This is a genomic window from Leucobacter sp. PH1c, assembly GCF_000633415.1.
In the GTDB taxonomy this organism is placed as follows: domain Bacteria; phylum Actinomycetota; class Actinomycetes; order Actinomycetales; family Microbacteriaceae; genus Leucobacter.
In genome coordinates this window covers 28,428-51,989 of the sequence record NZ_AYMV01000020.1, presented here as the reverse complement: position 1 = coordinate 51,989, position 23,562 = coordinate 28,428, and the positions used below count along the sequence as shown (strand labels likewise).

The window sequence follows — 23,562 nt, the reverse complement described above, 5'->3', positions numbered from 1 at the left end:
GTCCGCGCCCGCGGGATGTGTGGGGCGGAGCCCCGTTACTTCCAGCTGAGGTCGGTCAGATCGAGCGCCTCGATGATGGCGTTCTCGGGGAGACCCTGCAGCTCGGCCTTCGCGACCGTGATGTTCGGGAACAGGAAGAGCACGCCGGAGGCGGCGTCGTCGACGATCTGCTCGGCGACCTGCTTCATTCCGGACACGTAGCCGGCCTCGTCGGCCTCATCGGCCGCGGCGGCGATCGGCGCGATCTTCGAGTTGTCGTAACCGATGTAGTAGTTCGGGTCGTTGAATACCGTGAGGATGTCGCGCGCCTCGGTCGCGAGGACCGTGGTCATCTGGTAGTCGTGCTTCGTGAAGACCTCGTCGAGCCAGACGGCGGGGAACTCCGAGCTCTCGATCGTCGCGGTGATGCCGACGTCCTTCAGCTGCGAGACGACGATCTCGGAGACGGCCTGCGCGTAGGGGCGGGTGGGCACCGTGTACGTGATGCTCAGGTTCTCCTGGCCGGCCTCCGCGAGGAGCTCCTTGGCCTTCTCGGGGTCGTACGGGTAGCGGTCGTTCAGATCCTCGTAGTACGGATCGGTCGGCGTCGCGTACGTCGCGACGAGCGAGCCGTAGCCGTTCCACGCGGTGTCGAGGATCGCCTGCTTGTCCAGTGCGTAGAGGACGGCCTGGCGCACGCGCACATCGTCGAAGGGCGCGGCCTGGTTGTTGAGCGAGAGCGAGATCTCGCCGCTCGAGGTGCCGGTGGTGACGGTGAACTTGTCGTCGCTCTCGAAGGTGTCGAGGAGCTCGGGCGCCTGGAGGTTCACGATGGCGTCGATGTCGCCCGTGCGGAGCGCGTTCGTCGTCGCGGTCGCGTCCGCGAAGTACTTGAGCGTGACGGAGTCGAGCTCGGGGGCGTCGCCCCAGTAGTCGTCGCGGGTGTCGAGCACGATCTTGTCGTTCGCGGTGAAGGTCTCGACCGTGTAGGGGCCGGTGCCGACGGGGGCGTTCGCGAGATCCGCGACGCCGTCGGGGGAGAAAATCGCGCCGACGGGGGTCGCGAGGCTGAAGAGCCAGGCGTTCGACGGCTTCGAGAGGTGCACGGCGACCTCGGTGTCGGAGAGGACCTCGACGCTCTCGACGACATCCATCTTCGCCTTGAGGCTCGACACCCAGTCGCTCTTCACGCGGTCGAAGCTGAACTTCACGTCGTCGGCGGTGAACGCGTCGCCGTTCGAGAAGGTCACGCCCTCTTCGAGCGTGAAGGTGTAGGTCTTGCGGTCGTCGCTGATCTCCCACGACTTCGCGAGGAGCGGCTGGATCTCGCCGGCCTGGTCGAGCTGCACGAGGCCCTCGTACACGTTCGACATCATGGCCTGCGGGATCGCGGAGCCGGCGGTCGTCGTGAAGTCGAGGTTCACGGGGGCGCCGGTGAGCGCGATCGTCGCGGTGGTCGGCGTGTCGCCGGATCCGGATCCGCCGGAGCCGGCGGATCCTGCCGAGCAGCCGGCGAGCGCGAGCGCGCCTGCGGTGATCAGCGTTGCGGTGAGAGCCAGGGAGTTCCTGCGTCGCATCGTTGCTTCCTATCGAAAAGGGTGGGGCTGCGGCGTCGGCCGCAGCGCATCTCAGTGGGGGACGAGCGGGGTGTGCTCGTCTTCGTGGCCGGGGTGGTGCGGTGGCACCGTGCGTTCACTCCCAATCATCCTTGATTTCCGGGTACTGGCCACGAGGTTCGAACCAGGATACATGGTAAGGCCACTGAGTGGGGACTAGACTGGGCGCAATTTCGTATCAGCGCGAGTCGACGCAGCGCAGCGCGGCGCGAGCGCGATCCCCAGCTACCGGAAAGACCCGCCGTTGATGACGACCCACAGCTTTTCTCCCGCGGTGCCCGTGCACACGTACCAGCGCATCGTCGAGCAGATCGAGGAGGCGATCCTCTCCGGCGAGATCCCGATCGGATCCCAGCTGGCGAGCGAGCGCGATCTCATGGTGCAGTTCAGCGTGAGCCGCCCCACCGTACGCGAGGCGCTCCGCGTGCTCCAGTCGATGGGGCTCATCGAGTCCCGGCCGGGCACGCGCGGCGGCCCGCAGGTGCTCGCGCCGTCCGGCCAGACGCTCGGGCGCTCGTTCCGCACCATGATCGGCACGGACGCCCTGAGCGTCTCCGAGCTCGTGCAGTTCCGCGTGATCCTCGAGGGCTCCGCCTCGAAGCTCGCCGCGCAGCGGCACACGCCCGCCCAGCTCGAGCGCATGCGCGCCGCGGTGGGGCGGATGCAGGCCGCCGCCGACACGAACGATGCCGACTTCGCCTCGGCCGACCTCGAGTTCCACGAGGCCGTGTGGGCGGCGAGCGGCAACCAGATCCTCGAGATGAGCGGCCAGGCCGTCTCCGGTGTGCTGCGGGGCATGATGGCACGCGACGCCGAGGGCGAGCACCACGACAACCGCGTGAAGCTCGCCTCCGCCGCCATCGACCGCGGGCTGTTCGACGCGATCGAGCGGCGCGACGCGCAGGCCGCCGGCCGGATCGCGCGCGGCGCCGTCGCCGAGCGCTTCGGGCCGCTCCTCGACGCGGACGACCGCGCCGCGCTCGATCTCCTCGCGGAGTAGCTCAGGGGCGGGCCGCCCCGCCCCGCGTCGTGCGCGTGGCGCTCACGCCCGTTCGGGCCGCCGGAGCGCCGCCGCCCCGAGCGCCGCGCAGGCGACGGCCGTCGCGATCGCGAACACCGTCACCCCGAGCCCGAGGCCGAGGCGCTCGGCGAGCAGGCCGAGGCCGATCACGGGAAGGGCGCTCCCGAGGTACGTGACGGTGTAGATCGCGCTCACGGTGGAGGCATGGTGCCGCGGGTCGACCGCCGCCGTCGCCGCTGTGAACGCCGCCTGGAAAGCGATGCCCTGGCCCACGCCGGCGAGGAGCGCCGAGCTCACGAGCAGCCCGGGGCTCGCGAGCGGCCCCGCCGCTGCGAGCCCGAGGAGCGCGAGCGCGAGCGCCCCGAGGCCGAGCGGCAGGCGCCAGGCTCCGCGCAGCGGGGCGAGCTGGGTGAGCGCCGAAGCGCCGAGCGTGAGCGCGGCGAGGAGGCCGATCGCGGGGCGAGAGTCGGTGCCCACGATGCCCGCGAAGTGCGACGGGGCGAGGGAGAGGCAGAAGCCGAACACCGTGAAGCTCAGGAAGCCCGTCGCCGCCGCGAGCCGGAACGCGCGGAGCGCTGCGGGGGACTGCCGGCCGGCTCGCCGCTCGCTGCGCGCCACCCGGGGCGGCGCGTCGGCGAGCGCGATCGTCACGGGCCCCGTGTCCGGGCGGCAGAGCTCGTGCGGGGCGGTGAGGAGGATCGCCGGGATGAGCGCCGCGAGCGCGAGCGCGAGCGTGAGGAACGGGGTCATGAGCGGGGCAGCGCTCTGCGAGAGGAGCCCGCCGATGATCGGGCCACAGGCGACGCCGCCCGAGCTCGCGAGCAGCGTGAGGCGGCCCACGAGCGCGGCTCGGCCGGGCAGCAGGACGCGCAGTGCACCGGATGCCGTGCCCGTCGCGCAGGCGATGGCGACGCCCTGCGCGGCGCGGGCGACGCAGAACCAGCCGAGGTTCGGCGCGACCGCGAGGGCGGCCGTGCCGAGCGCCGTGAGGGCGAGCGCCGAGACGAGCACGGTGCGGCGATTCGCCGTGTCCGCGAAGCGACGGAACACGAGGAGCCCCACGATGAGGCTGAGCACGTAGCTCGAGAACGCGAGCGTGGTGCCGAGCGGGCCGAAATCGAGCGTCCGCTCGAGGAGGGGGAACAGCGGCGTCGTGAGGTTCGCGCTCACGAGCAGCGTGAAGAGCGTCAGGGCGGTCAGCGCGGCCCGCGCCCGGGGGCGGACCTGGGGCAGGGTGGGGCCGGTCGCGGGGGAGGCGGGGCGTACGGGGGTGGGTGTCGCGCTCATGGCGTGCTCCTCGGTGGGCGTGCCCTTGTGGGGCGTGTCCGGCCGCGGCCGCCGGGTGTGGCGAGCGCGGGTGGGGTGAAGCGGGGGACGCGCTGACCGCGCCCTGCGCTCTAGTAGAGCGAGAAGTGCTCGTTCCGCGCAAGCGAATCATCTATCATTGATCAAACTGATCAATGGCTCGGTGTTCAATCGAGCGGGAAGCGAGCAAAATGAGCGATCTCGACGCGACCGACCGCCGGATCCTGCGCGAACTCGACCGCGACGCCCGGATGCCGACGGCCATGATCGCGCAGCGGCTCGAACTTGCCCGCGGCACCGTGCAGGCCCGGCTCGAGAAGCTCGCGAGTGCGGGGGCCCTGCGCCCGCACAGCGCCCGGATCTCGCCCGCGGCCCTCGGCCGCCCCGTCGGCGCGAGCCTCCAGGTCGAGCTCGATCAGCACTTCATCGCGGAGGCCATCGCCGCGCTCGCGAACATCCCCGAGGTGCTCGAGTGCTTCGCCCCGGCAGGCAACACCGACCTGCTGCTCCGCGTCGTCGCGAAGAGCCCGGACGACCTCTACCGGGTGAGCGAGGAGATCCGGCTGTGCCCCGGCATCAAGCGCACGTCCACGAGTCTGTTCCTGCGGGAGGTGATCCCGTACCGCGTCACGGGCCTGCTCGCGGAGGACGCCGGCCGGTCCGCCGTGCGGCGCTAGGGGCTGGCGCAGCTAGGACCGGGGCGCCGAGATCCGGGAGCGGTCGACCACGCGGCCGCCGCCGAGCAGGATCCCGCGGAGGAAGCCGCTGCCCCAGCTCAGGTGCATCGTGACGAGCGTGCGCACCGTGAGCCACCGATCGCGCGCACCGCGCTGCTCGGGGATCCGGAACGCCGCGAAGGCGATCCCGAGCAGGTACACGGCGAGCGGCGCGAGCAGCACCGGCCACGCCGAGGACCAGGGGAGCACCCCGGCGATGAGCAGCGCGAGCGCGACGACGCTCACCGCGAGCCCGAGCACGAGCGCGCCGGGGGCGAAGAAGCGCCACGGGTTCGCGCGGCCGTAGCGACGCACGAGCACGGCGCGCCAGGCTCCCGTCGCGAAGAACTGGCGCGCCAGGTCGGCGAAGCTCGCGCGGGGCCAGTAGGTCACCTCGAGCGAGGGATCGAACCACACCGTGAAGCCGGCGCGGCGCATCCGGAGGTTCAGCTCCCAGTCCTCGCCGCGCAGGATCCCGGGATCGTAGCCGCCGACGGCGTCGACCGCCTCCCTGCGGAAGATCCCGAGGTATGCAGACTCGGCGGGGCCGGGCGTGCCATCGCCGTGATACGCACCGCCCCCGAGGCCGAACGGACTGTTGTAGGCGCGCGCGATCGCGCGCTGCACGTCGCCGCGCCCGGCCGCCCGCATGATCCCGCCCACGTTCGCCACCCCGTCGGCGGCGTGCGCGCGAAGCGCCGCGACACCCCGGCTCGTGTAGTCGGGGGTGAGCTCCGAGTGCGCATCGACCCGCACGATCACGGGGTGCGCCGAGGCGGCGATTGCACGGTTCAGCCCGGCCGGGATGTCCCGCTCGGGGTTCGCGACGAGGCGCACGCGGGGATCCTCCCCGGCGAGCCGCTGCGCGATGGCATCGCTCGCGTCCGTGGACGGCCCGAGCGCGAGCACGATCTCCTTCGCCCCCGGGTACTCCTGGGCGAGGATCGTGCGCACCGCAGACTCGAGGAAGTCCTCCTCGTTCAGCACGGGCATGACGAAGCTCACCGCGGGGTGCTCGGGGAGCGCCGTGAGCGCGGGAGTTGCCGGAGGCTCGGGGGACGGGGGCGACTGCACCCGTCGATCCTCCCACACGGGGGTCGCGGGCGCCTGAGCACCCGGGGAGCCGGGCTATCCTGGAACGATGCAGCTGGCGAAGGATATGAAGCGCGCGGTCCGACTGGCCAAGCGGGTGCTCACGGGACGCCGGGCCTACTTCGATGTGCGGGAGATGATCGCGCAGCGCGGTCCGCTCCCCGAAGACCACTTCCGCGTCGCCGTATACTTCGCCGACAGCGACGTGAACATCTACCAGATGCGCCAGTGGTACGCGCCCCTCCACGAGCTCTCGAAGGAGTGGCCCGTGCTCGTCCTTGCGCGGAACGCGGCCGGGGCGCGCCAGCTCATGCGCGAGAGCGGCCTCGATGTCGCGTTCGTGCAGAAGGTCACGGACCTCGAGCGTGCGATCGAGCGCCAGCGCCTCGACGTCGTGCTCTACGTGAACCAGAACACCCGCAACTTCCAGATGATGCGCTACGGCCACCGCTGGCACGTGTTCGTGAACCACGGCGAGAGCGACAAGATGTACATGACGAGCAACCAGCACAAGGCGTACGACTACGCGCTCGTCGCGGGCGACGCCGCGCGTGCCCGGCTCTCGGCCGCGCTCTGGGACTACGACGTCGAGACCCGCACGATCCCGATCGGGCGGCCGCAGACCGACCACCTGAGCGGCGAGCCGCCGTTCACCCCCGACGAGCGCACCGTCGTGCTCTACGCCCCCACCTGGGAGGGCGACCGCCCGGCCGCGTGCTACGGCTCCGTCGCCTCGCACGGCGAGAAGCTCGTCTCCGCGCTCCTCGCCACCGGCCGGCACCGCGTCGTCTACCGCCCGCACCCGCGCAGCGGCGTGATCGATGCGGCGTTCGGCGCAGCGAACGAGCGAATCATCGCGATGATCGCCGCGGCCAACCAGGCGGATCCGTCGGCGCAGCACGTCTACGACCAGGCGCCCGTGCTCGGCTGGCAGCTCAGCCTCCCGGACCTCGCGATCTGCGACATCTCGGCGATGGTCTACGATCGCCTCGCCACGGGCAAGCCGCTCATGGTGACCCGGCCCGTCGCACCCGACGCCGTGGTCGACGAGGGCGGCTACCTGAGCGTGTGCGAGTGGCTCGACGAGTCGGCGCTCGACCGCGCCGTCGAGGTGACCGATCGCGTGATCCACGACGAAGCGGCGATCGAGCGCCTCGGCACCTGGTCGCAGCGCTACTTCGGGGACACCTCGCCCGGAGCGCCCACGCGACGCTTTCACGCGGCGATCGCGGAGCTCTTCGCGCGGGCCGACGCGTGGCGGGAGCGCTCGACCGAGCGCTAGCCGAGGCGCCGGATCAGCCGGCCGGGTGATCCGCGTTGTAGCGGTCGATCACGTCGTCGATCGGGCCGTCGAGCACGAGCCGGCCGCCGTTCAGATACAGCCCGCGCGAGCAGAAGCGCCGCAGGTCGCGCTCGTTGTGCGACACCAGGAACAGCGTCTTCCCCTCGGCGAGGAGCTCCTCGATCCGGCGGTAGCACTTCGCTCGGAAGGCCTTGTCGCCCACGGCGAGCACCTCGTCGACGAGGAGCACGGGCTCGTCGAGCTGCGAGACCACGGCGAAGGCGACGCGCACCTTCATGCCGCTCGACAGGTGCTTGAACGGGGTGTCGATCACGTCGGCTGCGCCCGCGAACTCGATGATCGAGTCGAAGCGCGCGGCGATCTCGCGCTTGCTCAGCCCGTGCAGCCCGCCCGTGAGCTGCACGTTGTCGCGCACCGTCAGGTCGCCGACGAATCCGCCCGTGATCTCGATCAGCGGGGCGACGCCGCCATGCACGGTGACGCGCCCCTCATCGGGGAAAAGGACGCGGGCGACGAGCTTCAGGAGCGTCGACTTGCCCTGGCCGTTGCGGCCGACGACACCGATCGCCTCCCCCCGGGTCACGGAGAAGGAGACATCGCGGAGCGCCCAGAACTCGCCCGCGCGACTGCGGCGCGCGCGGCCCGCGAACAGGTCCTTGAAACTGCGCCGCGCACCGCGGTTGCGCCGGAAGCGCACCCCGAGCCCGTCGGCGGTGATGATCGTCTCCGCGGCGCGCGCCGCGGGTTCCGTGCTGGCCTCGGTCACGTCACAACTCCTTCAGCACGCCGCCGATGGTGCGGCGGAACACGAGCACGCCGACGAGGAGCAGCAGCACGCTGATCCCCGCGGAGGCCGCCACGAGCGACCAGTTCAACTGATCGGGGAAGAACCCCGCGCGGAACAGCCCGAAGATCCCGGAGAGCGGGTTCAGCCAGGCGAGCGGCTGCGCGAACGCGGGGAGATCCGCCGCGCCGTAGATGATCGGCGAAGCGTAGAACATCACGCGGAGGATGAGCTTCGCCGCGCGCTCGAGGTCGCGGAAGAACACGACGAGCGGGGCGATGATGAGCCCGAGCCCGAGCGTCAGGATCGCGAGCAGCACGATCGCGAGCGGCATGAGCAGCAGCTCCCAGCCGACCCGCGCGCCCGAGAAGATCGCGAAGAGCGCCAGCACCGGCAGGCTGAGGAGGAACTCGATGCCCTTCGAGCAGACGATGCGTCCCACCCAGATCCAGTGGGGGAGCGCGATCGAGCGGACGAGCTTCACGTCGCGGAGGAACGCGCGGGTCGAGTCCGAGATCACGCCGTTGAACCACATCCACGGCAGCAGTGCCGTGAGAAGGAACACGATGTAGGGCGCCTCGCCGACCGAGCGAGAGAACACCTGCGTGAAGATGAACCAGTAGATGAGGCTCATGAGCAGGGGATCGAGGATCGACCAGAAGTACCCGAGGAGCGACGTCGAGTAGCGCACCTTCAGGTCGCGTCTGGTCAGGAGCCAGAGGGAGGACCAGGCGGTTGCGCGCGGTGGTCGAGGGGCAGAGTTCACAGGACTATTCTGCCGCTTTTCGCAATTCCCGGCGCGCATGCTCGGCGCGGCCGCGGATTTGATAAATTGGATCCGTGCCGTCCGTAACTCCATCACAACCGTCCTCACCCGAGCCCGCAGAGAACTCGGCGTCGAGCGCTCCGGTTTTCGAAGGAGACTCGACGGCAGCGCCCAGCGGCGCCGCCCGGGTCCGTCCGAGCCGCGCAGCGGGAACGCCCGTGGCGCCGCCCGAGGCTGCCGTGCAGCCCGAGGCTGCGGTGCAGCCCGAGATTGCCGTGCAGCCCGAGCCGGTTGCCGCGCCGGTGCCCGCTGCTGCTGTTCCTGCTGCGGCTCCTGCGGATCCCGCCCCTGCTGCGGCTCCCGTCCCTGCGGTCGCCCCCGCAGCTGCGGCCGCTCCCGCCTCGCACGTCGCTCATGACGATGCGGCGGCCGAGCCCTCGGAGGCCTCGCCGCGCACGGGCCGGATCCAGGTCCCCGTCCCCTCCGTGGTGCGCGCCCGCGAGCGCGGCCGCATCGCCGAGCAGAACCCCGTCGTGCTGCGCACGGAGATGCTCACGAAGACGTACGGCTCGGTGGTCGCGGCGAACGAGGTCTCGATCGCGGTGCACGCCGGCTCCTTCACGGGTGTCGTCGGCCCGAACGGCGCGGGCAAGACGACCACGCTCTCCATGATCAGTGGCCTCCTGCGCCCCACCTCCGGCCGCGTGACGGTCGGCGGCGTCGACGTCTGGACCGATGGTCCCGCGGCGAAGCGCCTCATCGGCTCGCTGCCCGATCGCCTCCGCCTGTTCGACCGGCTCACGGGCGCGCAGCTGCTCTACTACTCGGGTGTGCTCGCCGGCGTCGATGAGGCGGCCGTCGCGAAGCGCTCCGCCGAGCTGGCCGCCGCGTTCGGCCTCGAGTCGGCGCTCGGCCGTCTCGTCTCCGACTACTCGGCGGGCATGCAGAAGAAGATCGCGCTCGCCTGCGCGATGATCCACGCCCCCGAGGTGCTCGTGCTCGACGAGCCGTTCGAGACGATCGACCCCGTGTCGGCCGCGAACGTGACCGAGATCCTCGAGAAGTACGTCGCCGGTGGCGGCAGCGTCGTGATGTCGAGCCACAGCCTGGATCTCATCCAGCGCGTCTGCGACCACGTCTCGATCATCGTCGACGGCAGCGTGATCGCGCAGGGCACGGTCGATGCGGTCCGCGACGGCCTCAGCCTCGAGGAGCGCTTCACGAAGCTCACCGGCATGAGCGACACGCAGAAGGGGCTCGAATGGCTGCACGGCTCTTCCGACTCCGTCTAGCCCTCCTGGGCGGGACGTTCCGCGGGTCGTTCGGGCGTGCGCTCCGCACGGGGCTCGGCTTCCTCGCGCTCGCGGCGATCGCGGTGCTCGCGGCCGCCGCGCCGCTGTGGTGGATCCCGCGCACGGCAGACCGTGCCGTCGTGGACACCGCGTTCGGCGCCGTCGTGCTGCTGGCGGTGCTCGTCGTCCCGTTCTTCGCGAACCGTGGGCACCTGGAGCCCCGCCAGTTCGCGAGTCTCCCCGTGAGCTCCGGCTCGATCGGGGGAGCGCTGCTCGCCACGACCGTGGTGAGCTGGCCGTTCTTCCTCCTCGCGGTCTGGCTCGTCGCGCTCGGCGTGCTGCGCCCGGAGTGGCGCGAGCCGAGCTGGCTCGCCCCCGTCGCCCTCGTGCTCGCGGCTCTCTTCACGCTCGTGAGCGCCCGCGTCGGTTCGGCGCTCGGCAAGCTGCTGGTAGGTGACCGCTACGAGGGCATCGTGCGCACGATCGGTGCGGTGCTGCTCGTCGCGCTCCTGCCGCTCGCGGTGTTCGCCGGCGCATCGACGGCGCGCATCGGCGGCTTCGAGACCGCAGGCGATCTCGCTGACGTGCTCGGCTGGACCCCCTTCGGCGCGCCCTTCGCGGCGCTCGCGCTCGGCGGCGACCCCGCTGCGGCGCTGCTCCGGCTCGCGATCACCGGCGCCGCGATCCTCGTGCTCGGGCTGCTCTGGTTCGGCATCGTGCGCGCCTCGCTCACGCGCATCGAGCGTCCGCTCGATCCCGACGTCGCGCGCAGCGGCCTCGGCTGGTTCGAGCGCTTCCCAGCCCGTCCGGCCCCCGCCATCGCCGCGCGGCTGCTGACGTACTGGGCGCGGGATCCGCGCTACCGCGTCGCGCTGTTCGCGATCCCGATCGCCCCGGTCTTCATGCTCCTCGCGTTCTGGGTGGCCGGTTCGCCGCTCGAGGTGCTCGCTCTGATCCCGCTTCCCGTGATCCTGCTGCTGCTCGGCTGGTCGCAGCACAACGACGTCGCGATGGACTCCACCGCGATCTGGGAGCACGTGGCGAGCGGCACCCGCGGTGCGGCCGACCGCGCCGGACGCCTCGCCCCGGTGCTGCTGCTCGGAGTGCCGCTCGCGCTCATCGGCTCGAGCATCACGGTCACCGTGATCGGCGACTGGCGGGTGCTCCCCGCGGTCGTCGGCCTGAACCTCGGCGTGCTCTTCGTCTCCGCGGGAGTCTCGAGCGTCTTCTCCGTGATGATGCCGTACCCCACCACGCGCCCGGGCGACAGCCCCTTCGTGCAGCCGCAGTGGTCGGGCTCGGGATCGGGGCTCGCGCAGACCCTCTCGATGGCCGTCGCGATCCTGCTGTCGGTGCCCCCGGCCTGGTTCGCGATCACCGCGATCGCGGACGTGGCGCTCGGGGAGAACCTGTGGGCGGCGCTCTTCGGCGCGGGCTACGGGCTGCTCGTCCTGCTGCTCGGCGTGTTCATCGGCGGCCGGATCTTCGACCGGAGCGGCCCCGAGCTGATCGGCGTCACGCAGGTCTACGACTAGGCCGACCCGGAGTTCGCCACGAGCGCTGCGCGCTCCCTGCCTCGCGGGTTTACAATCGAGGCATGGGTTTCTTTACGCGCCGTGATTCCGACTCCTCCGGTGGCCCCGCGGGCGGCACCGACGTGCTCGATCGCGAGCTCGAGCAGCTGCTCGAGGACTCGCAGGTCGAGGACGGCGATCACGAGCGCTTCTCGCACTACGTGCCGAAGGACAAGATCCTCGAGTCCGCGGTGACCGGCAAGCCGGTCCGCGCGCTCTGCGGGAAGAAGTGGACCCCCTCGCGGGATCCCGAGAAGTTCCCCGTCTGCCCCGACTGCAAGCGCGTCTACGAGCGCATGCGCAAGTAGCGCCGCGAGCGCGACGACGAAGGGCCGCGATCCGATGGATCGCGGCCCTTCGTCGTGTCCGCGGTGAGCCCGCCGTGCGCTAGCGGTACTCGGTGGGGATCGCGGGGTCGCCGCGGGTGAGGCTCATCGCCACGGGCGGTAGCTCCTGCACGCGCTGGGTATGGCGCGCGCGGGCGGCGGCGATGCCCTCGCCGCCCGTGTGCCCGGGCTGCAGCTCGCCGTTCAGCACGAGCGGGGCGAGCACCTCGCGGCCGTCCTCGCTCGTGCCCTCGGCGGCACCCGCGGGGCCGTCTCCGAGGAAGATGAGCTCGGCGCGGGCCACGCCGCGCGGAGTAAAGCTGCGGCGCACGCTCTTCCGTCCGCCCACGGACGCCTTGTCGGCGGACTTCTTCGCGACCGAGATCCACTCGCCCGCGTCGTTCTGGTGCGCCACGAGCTTGTAGACCATGCCCATGGTGGGGGTTCCCGAGCCGACGACGACCGAGGTGCCGACGCCGAAGCTGTCGACGGGGGAAGCGGCGAGCGCGGCGACGGTGTACTCGTCGAGGTCGTTCGTCACGGTGATCCGGGTCTGCGTGGCGCCGAGCTCGTCGAGGAGTTCCCGGACGCGCGCGACGACGACGGGCAGATCGCCCGAGTCGATGCGGACGGCGCCGAGCCCCGTGCCCGCGACCTCGATTGCCGTGCGCACGCCCTGCTCGATGTCGTAGGTATCCACGAGCAGGGTGGTGTCGGTGCCGAGCGTGGCGACCTGGGCCTCGAAAGCCTCGCGTTCGCTGTCGTGGAGCAGTGTGAAGCTGTGGGCCGCGGTGCCCATGGTGGGGATCCCGTGGCTGCGGCCCGCTTCGAGGTTCGAGGTTGCGCTGAAGCCCGCGATGTACGCGGCGCGTGCGGCGGCGACGGCGCTGTACTCGCCCGTGCGGCGCGAGCCCATCTCGGCGAGCGGCTTGCCTGCCGCGGCGTGGCGCATGCGCGAGGCGGCGGTGGCGACGGCGGAGTCGGCGTTCAGGATGCTGAGCGCGAGCGTTTCGAGCAGCACGCCCTCCGCGAAGCTCGCCTCGACCGTGAGGATGGGGGAGCCGGGGAAGAACACCTCGCCCTCGGGGTAGCCCCAGATGTCGCCGCTGAAGCGGTAGTCGGCGAGCCAGTCGAGCGTGCGGTCGGTGACGACGCGGCCGGCGCGCAGGAACTCGAGCTCCTCGTCGCCGAAGCGGAACGCCTGGATGGCTTCGAGCAGTCGGCCGGTCCCCGCGACGACGCCGTAGCGGCGTGCGCCGGAGAGGCGACGGGCGAAGAGCTCGAACATGCTGCGGCGCTCGGCGGTGCCGGCGTGGAGCGCCGCGTCCACCATGGTGAGCTCGTAGTGATCGGTGAGCAGAGCCGTTGAGGGATTCACGACGCCAGCATAGCCCGAACGAGGCCTCGGATCGGGGTGTCAGTGGAAGTCTCGCGAGCGGACGTTCGCGGGCGCCGCGAGCGGTTCGAAGCGCTCGGCGATGACGTTGACCACCCCCTCGGGGGAGCGCTCGAGCAGGCCGTGCACGATCAGCGCGGGTGCGGAGCGGGCGACGAGGCGGTTGCGCTGCCAGACCTGCGCGAAGGTGACGATGTTCACGGTGCCCACTTCATCCTCCACCGTGAGAAACGTGATCCCGCCCGCGGTGCCGGGGCGTTGCCGGTGCGTGACGAGTCCGGCGACGCTCACACGGGTGCCCGGGGGCGTGCGGCGGGTGCGGTCGGATCGGGTGATGCCGCGGGCGTCGAGCTCCTCGCGGAGGAGCGCGAGCGGGTGGTCGCCCGTGGCGATGCCGGTGCTCCAGAGGTCGAGCGTGGTCTGCTCCTCCCGGCTGAGCACGGGGAGGAGGGGCGGCTGCACGTGCACCGCGATGCCGGGGAGGAATCGCTCGCGGTTCTCCGCGGCGGGCCCCGCGGACCAGAGCGCCTCGCGGCGGCTGAGGCCGAGGCTGTCGCAGGCGCCCGCCGCGGCGAGCGCCTCGATGCGGGTGCGGTCGAGGTCCGCGCGGCGGGCGAGATCGGCGAGGTCGAGGAAGGGACCGGCGGCACGTGCGCGAACGATCCGCTCCGCGGTGGCGGGTTCGATGCCGCGGATCTCGGAGAGGCCGAGGCGCACGGCGAAGGCCCCGTCCCGGCGGTGGGCGCCGCTCGTGTCGGGCGTGCCGGGCTCGAAGGGCGGCACCTGCGCTTCGGCCTCGTGTGGGGCGAGCGCGCGGACGGGCTCGTCGGCGGTGCATCCCGCATGGGCGGCGGTGCGCGTGGATCCTGAGGGTCCTGAGGGTCCTGCGGGTCCTGAGGGTCCTGAGGGTCCAGCGGGGCTTGCGGGTTCTGCGGGTCCCGTGGCTGTTTCTGGCGCTGATCCGTGCCCGGGCTCGGGCTCGGGCCCGGGCCCGGGCTCCGCGGCCGTTCGTGCTTCGAGCCCGGAGAGCGCGCCCGAGCGTTGCACGTCGACGGGGCGGATCTCGACGCCGTGGCGGCGCGCGTCGGCGACGAGCGTGCGCGGCGCGTAGAAGCCCATGGGCTGCGAGCGCAGGAGGCCCGCGAGGAAGGCCGCGGGGTAGTGCAGTTTGAACCAGGAGCTGATGTAGACGAGCAGCGCGAAGCTGATCGAGTGGCTCTCGGCGAAACCGAAGCTCGCGAAGGCCTGGATCTGCTCGTAGAGGTGCTGCGCGTCCTCATCGGTGATCCCGTTGCGTGCCATCCCGGCGAAGAGAGTGTCGCGGAGGGCGTCGATGCGCTCCTCGCCGCGCTTGGAGCCCATTGCGCGGCGGAGGAGGTCGGCGTCCTCGGCGGAGCAGTCGCCCACGGCCATGGCCATCTGCATGAGTTGCTCCTGGAACAGCGGCACTCCGAGTGTGCGCCGCAGCACGGGCTCCAGCTTCGGGTGCGGGTAGGTGACCTCCTCGGTGCCGTTCCTGCGCCTGAGGTACGGGTGTACCGCGCCGCCCTGGATGGGGCCGGGCCGGATGAGGGCGATCTCGATGACGAGGTCGTAGAAGCTGCGCGGCCGGAGTCTCGGGAGTGTGTTGAGCTGCGCGCGGCTCTCGAGCTGGAACACGCCGATCGCGTCGGCGCGGCACAGCATGTCGTAGACGCCGGGCTCTTCCTTGGGGACGGTTTCGAGGGTCCATCGCTCGCCCGTCGCGTCGGCGATCAGGTCCATGGTCTTCTGGAGGGCGCTCAGCATGCCGAGCCCGAGGAGGTCGAACTTGACGAGCCCCATGCTCGCGCAGGATTCCTTGTCCCACTGCAGCACGGTGCGGCGTTCCATGCGCGCGTGCTCGATGGGGCAGACCTCCCCGACGGGGCGCTCGGTGAGGACCATGCCCCCGGAGTGGATCCCGAGGTGGCGCGGCGCGCTGAGGAACTGCTGCGCGAGCCGCTGCACGGGGAGGGGGATCGGGCTCGCGGGGTCCTCCTCGATCGCGCGCCACCGCTCCATCGCCTTCGTCCAGGCGCGCTGCTGCCCCGGGCCGTAGCCGAGCGCTTTCGCGGCGTCGCGGATGGCGGCTTTCGGGCGGTAGCTGATGATGTTGGCCACCTGCGCGGCGTTGCGGCGCCCGTAGCTGTCGTACACGTACTGGATGATCTCCTCGCGCCGTTCCGAATCGAAGTCGACGTCGATGTCGGGCTCCTCGTCGCGCATGCTCGAGAGGAAGCGCTCGAAGGGGAGGTCGTAGCGGATCGAGTCGACCGCGGTGATGCCGAGCACGAAGCATACGGCGGAGTTGGCCGCGGAGCCCCGCCCCTGGCAGAGGATTCCGCGGCGGCGCGCCTCCTGCACGAGGTCGTGGACGATGAGGAAGTAGCCGGGGAAGTCTTTCTGCTCGATGACTTCGAGCTCGCGCTCCAGCCGTTCGCGCACCGCGCGGCCGAAGGTGCCGTAGCGGCGCTCGGCGCCCTCCCAGACGAGGCGGCGTAGCCAGCTCATCTGCGACTCTCCCGCGGGGAGCGGGAGCTGGGGGAGGCGCGGGCGGGCGGCGCGCAATGGGAACGCGAGGGTGCGCGCGAGGGGCGCGGTGCGGGTGACGGCGTCGGGGGTGCGGGGGAAGCGGCGGAGCTGTGCGGCGCCCGAGCGGAGGCGTGCGACCCCGGACGCGGGGAGGTGCGCGTCGAGCTCGTCGAGGCTGCGCCGGGCGCGCACCGCGGCCATCGCCTCGGCGAGCGGTGCCTGCGCAGCGCTGGCGTAGTGCACGTTGCCGGTGACGATGGTGGGCAGCCCCTGCTCCGCGGCAAGGGCCGCGAGCCGCTCGTTCGCGACGTCGTCGCCGGGGTGCCCGTGGCTGGTGAGCTCGACGAACACCTGGTCCTGACCGAACAGTTCGGTGAGGCGGCGCAGTTCGGCGCGTGCGCGGTCCGCGCCCTGGGCCCGGGTGCTCGCCCCGGCGAGCGCCTGCCGCACCGCACCCTTGCGGCACCCGGTGAGCACGGCCCACTCGCCGTTCGCCTGCGCCGCGAGCTCCTCGAGGCGATAGCTCGGTCGGCCCTTCGCACCGCCCGTGAGCTGGCCCTCGGTGATCGCCGCGGCAAGGCGGTGGTATCCGCTCGCGCCGTTGGCGAGCACGAGGAGGTGCGTGCCCTGCGGGTCGGCGACGCCGAGCTGCGGGACGTCGAGCCCGAGCGACAGCTCCGCACCGTAGACGGTGAGCGGGGGATCGGGCGGGCGCGGGGCGTCGGTGATGTGGGCGGGGTCGGTGATGTGCGCGGGGTCGGTGACGTGGGGCGCAGAGGTGCGGCGCCGGGCGACGAGCTCTGCCGCCTCGGCGAACACGGCGGCGCCGTAGAGCCCGTCGTGGTCGGTCAGCGCGATCCCCGCGAGGCGGAGCCGGGCGGCCTCGGCGACGAGCTCCTCGGGAGCGGAGGCCCCGTCGAGGAAGCTGAAGTGCGAGTGGGCGTGCAGTTCGGCGTACGGCACGGCCTCCTCTGCCGGCGCTGCGCCGGCCCCCGGTGCTGCGGTGTGCGGGGCCGTCGGAGGCGGCTCGGCCGCGTCTGTACCTCCGCCGCCTGCCCCGTCGCCCGCCGTGCTCGCGCCACCCGCCGTTCCGGGCGCGCGGGAGCGGCCCGAGAGCCGGCGTTCGAGCTCGGACCAGGGCAGCGGCGGGTTGTTCCAGCCCATGCTGCGGCTCCTCTCCGTTCCGTTCCGTTCCGTGTTCCTCATCGCGCGTGGTTAGTCATAGCGGCCCTCCGCGAACCACTCCCCGGCCTCGGTGTAGAGCAGCCAGGCGTCGCCGTTCTCGAGCTGCACCTGAAGCCTCGTGCGTGCGGGGGCTCCCGCCCACCAGTGCTCCCGGACGGGCCACGGGGGAGACCAGCCCTGCACCGCGGCGGGCAGCGTCGACCGCTCGACGCTGAGCCGTGAGGGCGGGGCGGTGAGGAGGTCCTCGTCGTCGATCCCGATGCGTTCCCCGGAGGCGTCGGTGAGCTCCGCGGAGAGCGGGACGGGGAAGACGAGGGTCGGTGTCGCGCCCCCGATGGCGCCGGGCCAGGGGCCGGCCGCGGCCGCACGCGCGCCTGCGCCCCGCTGCTGGGTGCCCCAGGGGATCTGCCGCTGCCGGTCGCGGAGCAGCCGGCCGCCGCGCAACTGCATGGTGCCCACGGCGGTGTGCCCGAGTCTGCTCTGCGCACGGCTGAGCTGGTGATGCACCCGTTCGTCCGGTTCGGTGTTCCAGAGCCCCGGTTCGTGCGCCGCGATCCGGTCGGTGTGGGTGGGGACGAGTCGCACCCGCGTGATCCCGGCGCCGCCGCGTTCGGAATCCGAGGAGAGCCCCGCCGCCTGCCAGCGGATCCGCCCGAGTGCATCGGCCGCGGTGAAGTGCCGGGGGTGCGCCCACTCGCGTTCGTGGTGCAGGCCGATGTCATCGGTGAGCTCGACGCGCAGCGCGGTGCAGACAAGCCCGGCTTCGGTGAACCCCGCGATGTACTCCTCCGTGAGCGTTGCGCAGGCGAATGCCAGCTGCTCCGCAGTGCTCACGGGTGGCTCGAAAGCGAGTTCGACGGCGAACTCTCGGACGGGAGCGCGCGGGCGCACCTCGGCGCCGTGGCCGGGGCCCGCGGCGGTCGCACGTCGGTGCACCGCGATCCCGCCCGCACCGAAGCGCTGGCGCACGGCGTCCTCGGGGAGCGCGGCGAAGGCGCCCAACGTGCGGATGCCGAGCCCGTGAAGCACCTCAGCGAAGTCGCTCGGGGCCGCGCGTGAGACGGGCAGCGGGCTGAGAAACGCGGCTGAACCACCGGGCGGCACGATCCGCACCCCGGGGCACGGCGTGGTCAGCCCCGAAGCGTCCTCCGACGAGCGTGCGGCCTGTTCAGCGGCGAACACTCCGTCCGCGATGCCGACGCGGGCGTCGGCGAAGCCGAGCTCGGCAGCGAGCTCGAGAAGCGCTCGCGCGGCGGGCTCCTCGCCCCCGTAATAGCGTGCGGGGCCGCGCACCCGCATGGCGCAGAGCCCCGGGCGCCGGGGCTCCACGCCCGGGACGAGCTGCTCGATCGCGGTCAGGACGGGTGCGAACTGGCGCGCGTCCGCCTCGGGCGCATGCGCGTGGATCTCAATGCTCGGGCAGCGCGCCTGGGCCTCGCGCTCGCGGAGCCCGGCCCGCACTCCTTCGGCCCGTGCCGCGGGGGAGCACGCAACGACCCGGTGCTGTGCGAGGAGTGCGATCGCGGGCCAGAGCGCAGGAGCGTCGGCAGGGGCGCCCGTGCGTGTCCCCGCGTGCGCACCGGAGGGGGGCCGCTCGCCGTTCGCGGCCGCGCTGCGGGCCTGTGCCTCGCGCTCGCGCAGCATCGCGTGGATCGGCCAGTCCGGGATCCAGAGCATGAGCACTCGTTCAGCGGCCGGCATGGTGGCCCTCCTGAAGGTGCGCCGCCGGGGCGGGAGGAACCGCGCGAAGCATCGGGGAAGCGGATGCGGTGCCGCTCGCCGCGTCCGTCGCGAGTTCGGCGAGCGCGCCGTCGGCGAAGCGGACCCGGTGCTGACGCACCCCGCGGCGGTCCTGCGACTGCACCGCGATCTCGCGCTCGGCGAGCACGCCCGTGCCGTGGCCGAGGCCGGTCCAGCGGGACGCGGTGACGCGCAGCGCGCTCTCCGGGTGCGGCCACTCGCCGGAAACGAGCAGCGCAGAGCCGTGCTCGCGCATTCGGGCGGCGATGCGCTCGGCGTCTCCCGCGCGGGGCCGCTGCGGCTGATGGACGAGGACCACGGTGAGCGCCTCGCTCAGCGCACCCGCCAGGCTGATCGCCTCACTGCCCGGTTCGGGAATGAGGATGCAGCGGTCGAGCGCGATCCCGAGCGCCGCTGCGGCCTCGGCCCCGAACGCGGGGAGGCCGATGACCCCGCACCAGGCCCCTGCGGCGGAAGCGGCGGCGAGGAAAGCGAGAGCCAGCTGCGCGGAGCCGCGGACGGTGTAGCTGCTGCCCGCGTGCAGCGCCCCGCCCGGGAGCAAACCCCGGAGGCCCGGAGGGGTGGGGAGCGCGCGCTCGTCCAAGCGCACCGGCTGCATCTGGGAGATGCGCTGCTGGAGCGAGTGGACAGTGGCGGTCGAATTCATGGAGCAATATTCGAACATACGTTCGAATAAGTCAATCCCGCGTGCACCCCGTGTGTTGCGGGCGAGTGGGGGTCCTCCGCATCGCTCCGGGACGGCGTAGGATGGACGGGATGAACGAGGACGAGCTGGACGATTACGAGCGCGAAGCTGAGCTGTCGCTGTTTCGCGAGTACCGCGACATCGCGAGCCAGTTCCGCTATGTCGTCGAAACCGAGCGCCGCTTCTACCTGGCGAACGAGGTCGACCTGAAGCGGCAGGACGCGGGGAGCGACTTCTACTTCGAGCTGACGATGAGTGACGTGTGGGTGTGGGATGTGTACCGCGCCGACCGTTTCGTGAAGTCAGTTCGCGTGCTCACGTTCAAGGACGTCAACGTCGAGGAGCTGTCGGCCCGCGAGTTCTCGCTGCCGCAGGAGCTTGCGCTCGACGAGTAACCACCTCGCGCGGTGCTGCCGCATTGTGCGGCCCGGTCAGGGTGGTTGTTCGAAGGCCGCCCACAGCCCGCTTCCCGTGCCGTGCCCGTGCGGGTTCTCCACATATTGAGGATCCCGCTGCGCGCCGGGCGCCCCGCTGCCGAAAATGATCGGCAGGAGGTGCCCCATGAACCCCGCACTGCACGCCCATCCGGAGCGTTCCGCCCAGCGCCGTACCGTCGGCGCGCACGGCGAAGCGCTCGCCGCAGCGTACCTCGCGGAGCACGGCTATGAGATCCTCGACCGCAACTGGCGGTGCCGTCTCGGAGAACTCGACCTCGTGGTGGAGACGGGGCGCACGCTCGTCGCGGTCGAGGTGAAGACCCGACGCGGTACGGGGTACGGTACCCCGCTCTCTGCCGTCACTCCGCAGAAGGCGGCGCGTCTGCGCCTCCTCGTCGGCGAGTGGCTCGGCGCGCACCGCGATGGGGGCGGGCTGAGCGACCGCTTCGAGGCGATCCGCATCGACGCGATCGGGATCCTGCTCTCGGCGGGATCGGTGCCCCGGATCGATCACCTGCGGGGGATTGTATGAGCGACGTGCGCCGCGTCTCCTCCGTCGCCCTCACCGGTATGCAGGGGGCCGTGATCACGGTCGAGGCCGCCGTGTCGCGGCAGCTCCCCGGCATGGCGATCATCGGCCTTCCGGACACGGCGCTCGCCGAGGCGAAGCTGCGCGTTCGCGCCGCGACCGCGCAGGCGGGGCTCCCGCTCGCCGACCGCTTTCTCACGGTCAACCTCCGCCCCGCCTCGCTTCCGAAGCACGGCTCTGCCTTCGACCTCGCGATCGCTCTCGCGGTGCTCGCTGTGTCCGGGCACCTCCCGGAGGATCGCCTCGCGGAGACCGCGCATCTCGGCGAGCTCGGGCTGGGAGGCGACCTGCGGCGGCCGGCCGGGCTGCTATCCCTGACCATTGCGGCGCAGGCGCTCGGCTTTGCACGAGTGATGGTCCCCGACGAGGGGGCGTGCGAGGCCGAGCTCGTGCCGGGGATCGAGGTGATCGGGGTGCGTGATCTGCGCGAAGCCGTCGGCTGGCACCGGGGCGAGCGCGACTCCGAGCGTCCGGTCGTCGGCGCCCGCGGTGGCGTGCCGGGGAGACGGCCCGCCGGTGCACAGGGAGCACTGTGCGACGAAACCCGAGGCGAGTCGCGTGCCGGATCGAGCGGAGGTGCGAGCGCGGCATCGGGTCTCGACATCCGAGAGATCGTCGGACAGGGTGAGGCGGTCACCGCGCTCGCGGTTGCCGCAGCGGGGCGCCATCACGTGTCCCTGCTCGGCCCGCCCGGCGCGGGAAAGACGCTCCTCGCGTCCCGTCTGCCCACGATCCTGCCCGAGCTCGGCGATGACGAGGCGCTTGAGGTGAGCAGCATCGCCTCGCTCGGTAGCGAAACCGCGTTGACGCGCCTCATCCGCAGACCGCCGTTCGAGAGCCCGCACCACACGGCGTCGGCCGCGGCGGTCATCGGAAGCGGCGCCGGCGCGGCGGTGCGCCCCGGCGCCCTCACCCGGGCCCATCGGGGCGTGCTCTTCCTCGATGAGGCCCCGGAGTTCTCGCGCACGGTACTCGAATCGCTCAGACAGCCTCTCGAATCGGGGCGGGTCGAGATCCACCGCGCCCAGGTCCGGGCCACCATGCCGGCGCGTATACAGCTTGTCCTCGCGGCCAACCCCTGCCCCTGCGGCAACGCGCACTCGACGGACCCTGCGCTGCAGTGCCAGTGCACGCCGAGCGCGCGCCTCCGATACCAGCAGCGCATCTCGGGCCCGCTCGCCGATCGGCTCGACCTCCAGCTGGAACTGCGGCGCGTCTCGCTCGCGCATCGGAACGAACCGAGCGGTGGCCCGCGCACGAGCGCCGAGTTGCGCGCCCGTGTCGCCGAAGCCCGGGCGTGCGCAGGGGCCAGGCTCCACGGCACGGGATGGCGCGTCAACGCCGAGGTCCCCGGAGCTTGGCTGCGGGGGCCCGCGCTCCGGCTCCCCGCCACGGACACCGCGGTGCTCGACCGCGCCCTCAGCCGCGGGGCGCTCACCCTCCGCGGGTACGACCGCGTCCTGCGTGTGGCCTGGAGCATCGCCGACCTCGCGGGAACCGGGCGGCCGCGCCGGAACGAGATCGCCCAGGCGCTCGTCCTGAGGAGTGGGGGAGCCCAGTGACCGGCCAGGCCAGTCGTCGGCCCGCCCCGCTCGTCCCCGACTCGGAGACCCGAGCGCGGCTGCGCGCACTGTGGGCCCTGGGTGCTCCCGGGGAACACACCGCTCCGGCGGCGCTCGACCACATCGCCGAGCTCTTCGCGCGAATCGTCTGGTCCCGACTCACGGAACCGGGGGACGCGGTCGCGGGCGCACTCATCGCGCGGCTGGGCGCCGCTGGGGCGCTCGCGCCGCTCGTGCGAGGCTCGAGCACCCGAGAACTCGCGGCCCTCCTGCGCGACGGGGGCGGCGAACACGGGGACCCGGGCCCGGATGCCGGTGACGAATCGCTCAGCGGCCCCGTGCTTGCGGCCGCGCTGCGACGGTGGCGCCCCCGCCTCGCCGAGTCCGAGACTGCCGGCGACATCGAGCGGGCGCTCGCGCTGGGCATGCGCGTCGTGACACCGTCCCACGACGCCTGGCCGCAGCAGCTCAACGACCTCGGGCCTCACGCGCCGCACCTGCTCTGGGTTCGCGGAGATCCGCGCACGCTCAGCATGCCCGCGCTCGCGGTCGTAGGGGCTCGCGCCTGCACGGGCTACGGCACCCACGTCACTGCCGATCTCGCAGGCGCTGCGGCGTCCGCCGGCCGAGTGATCGTCTCCGGCGCCGCGTACGGCGTCGACGCGGTGGCCCACCGCACTGCGCTCGCCGCAGGGCGTCGCACAGTCGCGGTGCTCGCAGGAGGAGCCGATCGCGTGTATCCGGCCGCGCACGACGCCCTGCTCGCCCGGATCCGGGAGCAGGGCGCGGTGTGCGCCGAACTCGTGCCGGGAACCGCGCCGACGCGGTGGCGCTTCCTCCAGCGCAACCGGCTCATCGCGGCCCTGTCGGGGGCCACGCTCGTCACCGAGGCTGGGGTTCGCTCCGGTTCGCTCAACACCGCCGGCCACGCGGCGACGCTCGGTCGCCCGATCGGCGCGGTCCCCGGGCCCATGACCAGCGCGGCGTCCTCGGGGTGCCACCGACTCATTCGCGAGTACGGGGCCGCGCTTATCTCGAGCGAGCACGACCTCGCGGAGCTCCTCGAAGACGCGCACGACGCCTGGCCCGGGCCGGGCGCGGGCACGGGCGCGGGCACGGGTGGGGCTTCCGCGGGCGTGGCTTCCGCGGGCGAGGCCCCTGCGGGCGAGGGCTCCGTGGGCGAGGCTCCTGCGGGCGAGGGTTCCGTGGGCGAGGCTCCCGCGGGAATCGCCAGCGGGGGAGCCGCTGCCGCTGCGGAGCGAACCAGAGCCGCAGCCCCGGAGGGAGCCGACGACCGGCAGCCGGTGCTGCACCGCCGGGTGATCGACGCGCTCCCGCTTCGCGGCTCCCGCTCCGTCGATGAGGTTGCGCGTCACGCCGGCGTGGAACCCGGGGACGCGCAGCGCGCGCTTGCGGAGCTGCACCTCTTGGGCGAGGTCACCCGCCGGGACGCGCCGGGCCCGGAACCGTATCGTTGGGCGCTGCGGCGGGGGTAGGGGAACGACTGCGCTCGTTCACTGGGAGCGCTCAGCGGAGTCGACGTCGATGCCCTCGGCGTGCGATCGAGAGGCGGGCGGCAGCGATGCAGGCCGCTGGGCGCACCGCGGAGTACGGCTGCGT

The 23,562-nt window shown here is 72.4% G+C and carries 19 protein-coding genes; 10 read left to right on the top strand and 9 right to left on the bottom strand.

The annotated features are described in order from the left end of the window. Positions 1-35 precede the first annotated feature (35 nt). Positions 36-1,556 carry an ABC transporter substrate-binding protein gene (locus tag U874_RS0106905; protein WP_025133808.1) on the bottom strand — a complete coding sequence of 507 codons (1,521 nt, stop codon included), beginning with the start codon at positions 1,554-1,556 and terminating at the stop codon, positions 36-38. A gap of 286 nt (positions 1,557-1,842) precedes the next feature. Here U874_RS0106905 and U874_RS0106900 point away from each other — a divergent pair, with 286 nt between their 5' ends. Then, complete coding sequence (locus tag U874_RS0106900) at positions 1,843-2,595, top strand: FadR/GntR family transcriptional regulator (protein ID WP_036057938.1); 753 nt, start codon at positions 1,843-1,845, stop codon at positions 2,593-2,595. A gap of 42 nt (positions 2,596-2,637) precedes the next feature. On the opposite strand, the gene U874_RS0106895 is transcribed toward U874_RS0106900, so the two are convergent. Beyond that, on the bottom strand, positions 2,638-3,903 hold the full coding sequence (locus tag U874_RS0106895; protein ID WP_025133806.1) for an MFS transporter: 1,266 nt from the start codon (positions 3,901-3,903) through the stop codon (positions 2,638-2,640). Positions 3,904-4,112: 209 nt separating this feature from the next. Between U874_RS0106895 and U874_RS0106890 the strand changes: the two genes are divergently transcribed. Then, positions 4,113-4,598 carry an Lrp/AsnC family transcriptional regulator gene (locus U874_RS0106890; RefSeq protein WP_025133805.1) on the top strand — a complete coding sequence of 162 codons (486 nt, stop codon included), beginning with the start codon at positions 4,113-4,115 and terminating at the stop codon, positions 4,596-4,598. A 12-nt stretch (positions 4,599-4,610) separates the two neighbouring features. Here U874_RS0106890 and U874_RS0106885 read toward each other — a convergent pair whose 3' ends face one another. Further along, complete coding sequence (locus U874_RS0106885) at positions 4,611-5,711, bottom strand: glycosyltransferase family 2 protein (protein WP_029987858.1); 1,101 nt, start codon at positions 5,709-5,711, stop codon at positions 4,611-4,613. 67 nt (positions 5,712-5,778) lie between these two features. Between U874_RS0106885 and U874_RS0106880 the strand changes: the two genes are divergently transcribed. Then, positions 5,779-7,011: a CDP-glycerol glycerophosphotransferase family protein gene (locus tag U874_RS0106880; RefSeq protein WP_025133803.1), complete on the top strand. Its 1,233-nt coding sequence runs from the start codon at positions 5,779-5,781 to the stop codon at positions 7,009-7,011. Between the two features lie 13 nt (positions 7,012-7,024). Here the strand turns inward: U874_RS0106880 and U874_RS0106875 are convergent, their stop codons facing one another. Together U874_RS0106875 and U874_RS0106870 are read right to left on the bottom strand one after the other, a co-directional pair. Further along, positions 7,025-7,753: an ABC transporter ATP-binding protein gene (locus tag U874_RS0106875; protein WP_036057958.1), complete on the bottom strand. Its 729-nt coding sequence runs from the start codon at positions 7,751-7,753 to the stop codon at positions 7,025-7,027. A 46-nt stretch (positions 7,754-7,799) separates the two neighbouring features. Continuing rightward, positions 7,800-8,582, bottom strand: coding sequence for an ABC transporter permease (locus tag U874_RS0106870; protein WP_025133801.1), 783 nt, complete (start codon positions 8,580-8,582; stop codon positions 7,800-7,802). Between the two features lie 218 nt (positions 8,583-8,800). Between U874_RS0106870 and U874_RS15660 the strand changes: the two genes are divergently transcribed. The 3 genes from U874_RS15660 (at position 8,801) to U874_RS0106855 (ending at position 11,756) form a co-directional block, all read left to right on the top strand. Next, a complete protein-coding gene (locus tag U874_RS15660; RefSeq protein WP_025133800.1) occupies positions 8,801-9,874 on the top strand; it encodes an ABC transporter ATP-binding protein in 1,074 nt (357 codons plus the stop codon). Next, positions 9,844-11,409, top strand: coding sequence for a hypothetical protein (locus U874_RS0106860; RefSeq protein ID WP_025133799.1), 1,566 nt, complete (start codon positions 9,844-9,846; stop codon positions 11,407-11,409). Before U874_RS15660 ends, U874_RS0106860 begins: the two co-directional genes overlap by 31 nt. A gap of 62 nt (positions 11,410-11,471) precedes the next feature. Beyond that, entirely contained in the window at positions 11,472-11,756 is a 285-nt protein-coding gene (locus U874_RS0106855) for a DUF3039 domain-containing protein (protein WP_025133798.1), read from the top strand. A 79-nt stretch (positions 11,757-11,835) separates the two neighbouring features. On the opposite strand, the gene U874_RS0106850 is transcribed toward U874_RS0106855, so the two are convergent. From U874_RS0106850 to U874_RS0106835, 4 genes are read right to left on the bottom strand one after another with little or no spacing between them, the layout of a single operon-like run. Next, positions 11,836-13,152 (bottom strand): nicotinate phosphoribosyltransferase, encoded by a 1,317-nt coding sequence (locus U874_RS0106850; RefSeq protein WP_025133797.1) that lies wholly within the window; start codon positions 13,150-13,152, stop codon positions 11,836-11,838. Between the two features lie 39 nt (positions 13,153-13,191). Beyond that, on the bottom strand, positions 13,192-16,887 hold the full coding sequence (locus U874_RS0106845) for an error-prone DNA polymerase (RefSeq protein ID WP_025133796.1): 3,696 nt from the start codon (positions 16,885-16,887) through the stop codon (positions 13,192-13,194). A 51-nt stretch (positions 16,888-16,938) separates the two neighbouring features. Further along, positions 16,939-18,609, bottom strand: coding sequence for a DNA polymerase Y family protein (locus U874_RS0106840; RefSeq protein ID WP_025133795.1), 1,671 nt, complete (start codon positions 18,607-18,609; stop codon positions 16,939-16,941). Continuing rightward, the gene (locus U874_RS0106835; protein ID WP_025133794.1) at positions 18,596-19,315 is read right to left on the bottom strand and encodes a hypothetical protein; all 720 of its coding nucleotides are present in this window, start codon (positions 19,313-19,315) and stop codon (positions 18,596-18,598) included. The genes U874_RS0106840 and U874_RS0106835 overlap by 14 nt, the downstream gene beginning before the upstream one ends. 110 nt (positions 19,316-19,425) lie before the next feature. On the opposite strand from U874_RS0106835, the gene U874_RS0106830 reads away from it, so the two are divergent. From U874_RS0106830 to dprA, 4 genes are all read left to right on the top strand, one after another. Then, a complete protein-coding gene (locus U874_RS0106830; RefSeq protein WP_025133793.1) occupies positions 19,426-19,749 on the top strand; it encodes a DUF2469 domain-containing protein in 324 nt (107 codons plus the stop codon). A gap of 166 nt (positions 19,750-19,915) precedes the next feature. Then, the gene (locus U874_RS0106825; protein ID WP_025133792.1) at positions 19,916-20,323 is read left to right on the top strand and encodes a YraN family protein; all 408 of its coding nucleotides are present in this window, start codon (positions 19,916-19,918) and stop codon (positions 20,321-20,323) included. Then, the gene (locus U874_RS0106820; RefSeq protein WP_025133791.1) at positions 20,320-21,942 is read left to right on the top strand and encodes a YifB family Mg chelatase-like AAA ATPase; all 1,623 of its coding nucleotides are present in this window, start codon (positions 20,320-20,322) and stop codon (positions 21,940-21,942) included. The genes U874_RS0106825 and U874_RS0106820 overlap by 4 nt, the downstream gene beginning before the upstream one ends. Beyond that, positions 21,939-23,438 carry a DNA-processing protein DprA gene (gene dprA, locus U874_RS0106815; protein ID WP_025133790.1) on the top strand — a complete coding sequence of 500 codons (1,500 nt, stop codon included), beginning with the start codon at positions 21,939-21,941 and terminating at the stop codon, positions 23,436-23,438. Before U874_RS0106820 ends, dprA begins: the two co-directional genes overlap by 4 nt. Positions 23,439-23,562: the final 124 nt, after the last annotated feature.

What these genes read in the sequence shown, in the direction of transcription:
- U874_RS0106905 (WP_025133808.1), bottom strand. Translation starts at nt 1,556, where the DNA reads ATGCGACGCAGGAACTCCCTGGCTCTCACCGCAACGCTGATCACCGCA.
- U874_RS0106900 (WP_036057938.1), top strand. Translation starts at nt 1,843, where the DNA reads ATGACGACCCACAGCTTTTCTCCCGCGGTGCCCGTGCACACGTACCAG.
- U874_RS0106895 (WP_025133806.1), bottom strand. Translation starts at nt 3,903, where the DNA reads ATGAGCGCGACACCCACCCCCGTACGCCCCGCCTCCCCCGCGACCGGC.
- U874_RS0106890 (WP_025133805.1), top strand. Translation starts at nt 4,113, where the DNA reads ATGAGCGATCTCGACGCGACCGACCGCCGGATCCTGCGCGAACTCGAC.
- U874_RS0106880 (WP_025133803.1), top strand. Translation starts at nt 5,779, where the DNA reads ATGCAGCTGGCGAAGGATATGAAGCGCGCGGTCCGACTGGCCAAGCGG.
- U874_RS0106860 (WP_025133799.1), top strand. Translation starts at nt 9,844, where the DNA reads ATGGCTGCACGGCTCTTCCGACTCCGTCTAGCCCTCCTGGGCGGGACG.
- U874_RS0106855 (WP_025133798.1), top strand. Translation starts at nt 11,472, where the DNA reads ATGGGTTTCTTTACGCGCCGTGATTCCGACTCCTCCGGTGGCCCCGCG.
- U874_RS0106845 (WP_025133796.1), bottom strand. Translation starts at nt 16,887, where the DNA reads ATGGGCTGGAACAACCCGCCGCTGCCCTGGTCCGAGCTCGAACGCCGG.
- U874_RS0106840 (WP_025133795.1), bottom strand. Translation starts at nt 18,609, where the DNA reads ATGCCGGCCGCTGAACGAGTGCTCATGCTCTGGATCCCGGACTGGCCG.
- U874_RS0106835 (WP_025133794.1), bottom strand. Translation starts at nt 19,315, where the DNA reads ATGAATTCGACCGCCACTGTCCACTCGCTCCAGCAGCGCATCTCCCAG.
- U874_RS0106830 (WP_025133793.1), top strand. Translation starts at nt 19,426, where the DNA reads ATGAACGAGGACGAGCTGGACGATTACGAGCGCGAAGCTGAGCTGTCG.
- U874_RS0106825 (WP_025133792.1), top strand. Translation starts at nt 19,916, where the DNA reads ATGAACCCCGCACTGCACGCCCATCCGGAGCGTTCCGCCCAGCGCCGT.
- U874_RS0106820 (WP_025133791.1), top strand. Translation starts at nt 20,320, where the DNA reads ATGAGCGACGTGCGCCGCGTCTCCTCCGTCGCCCTCACCGGTATGCAG.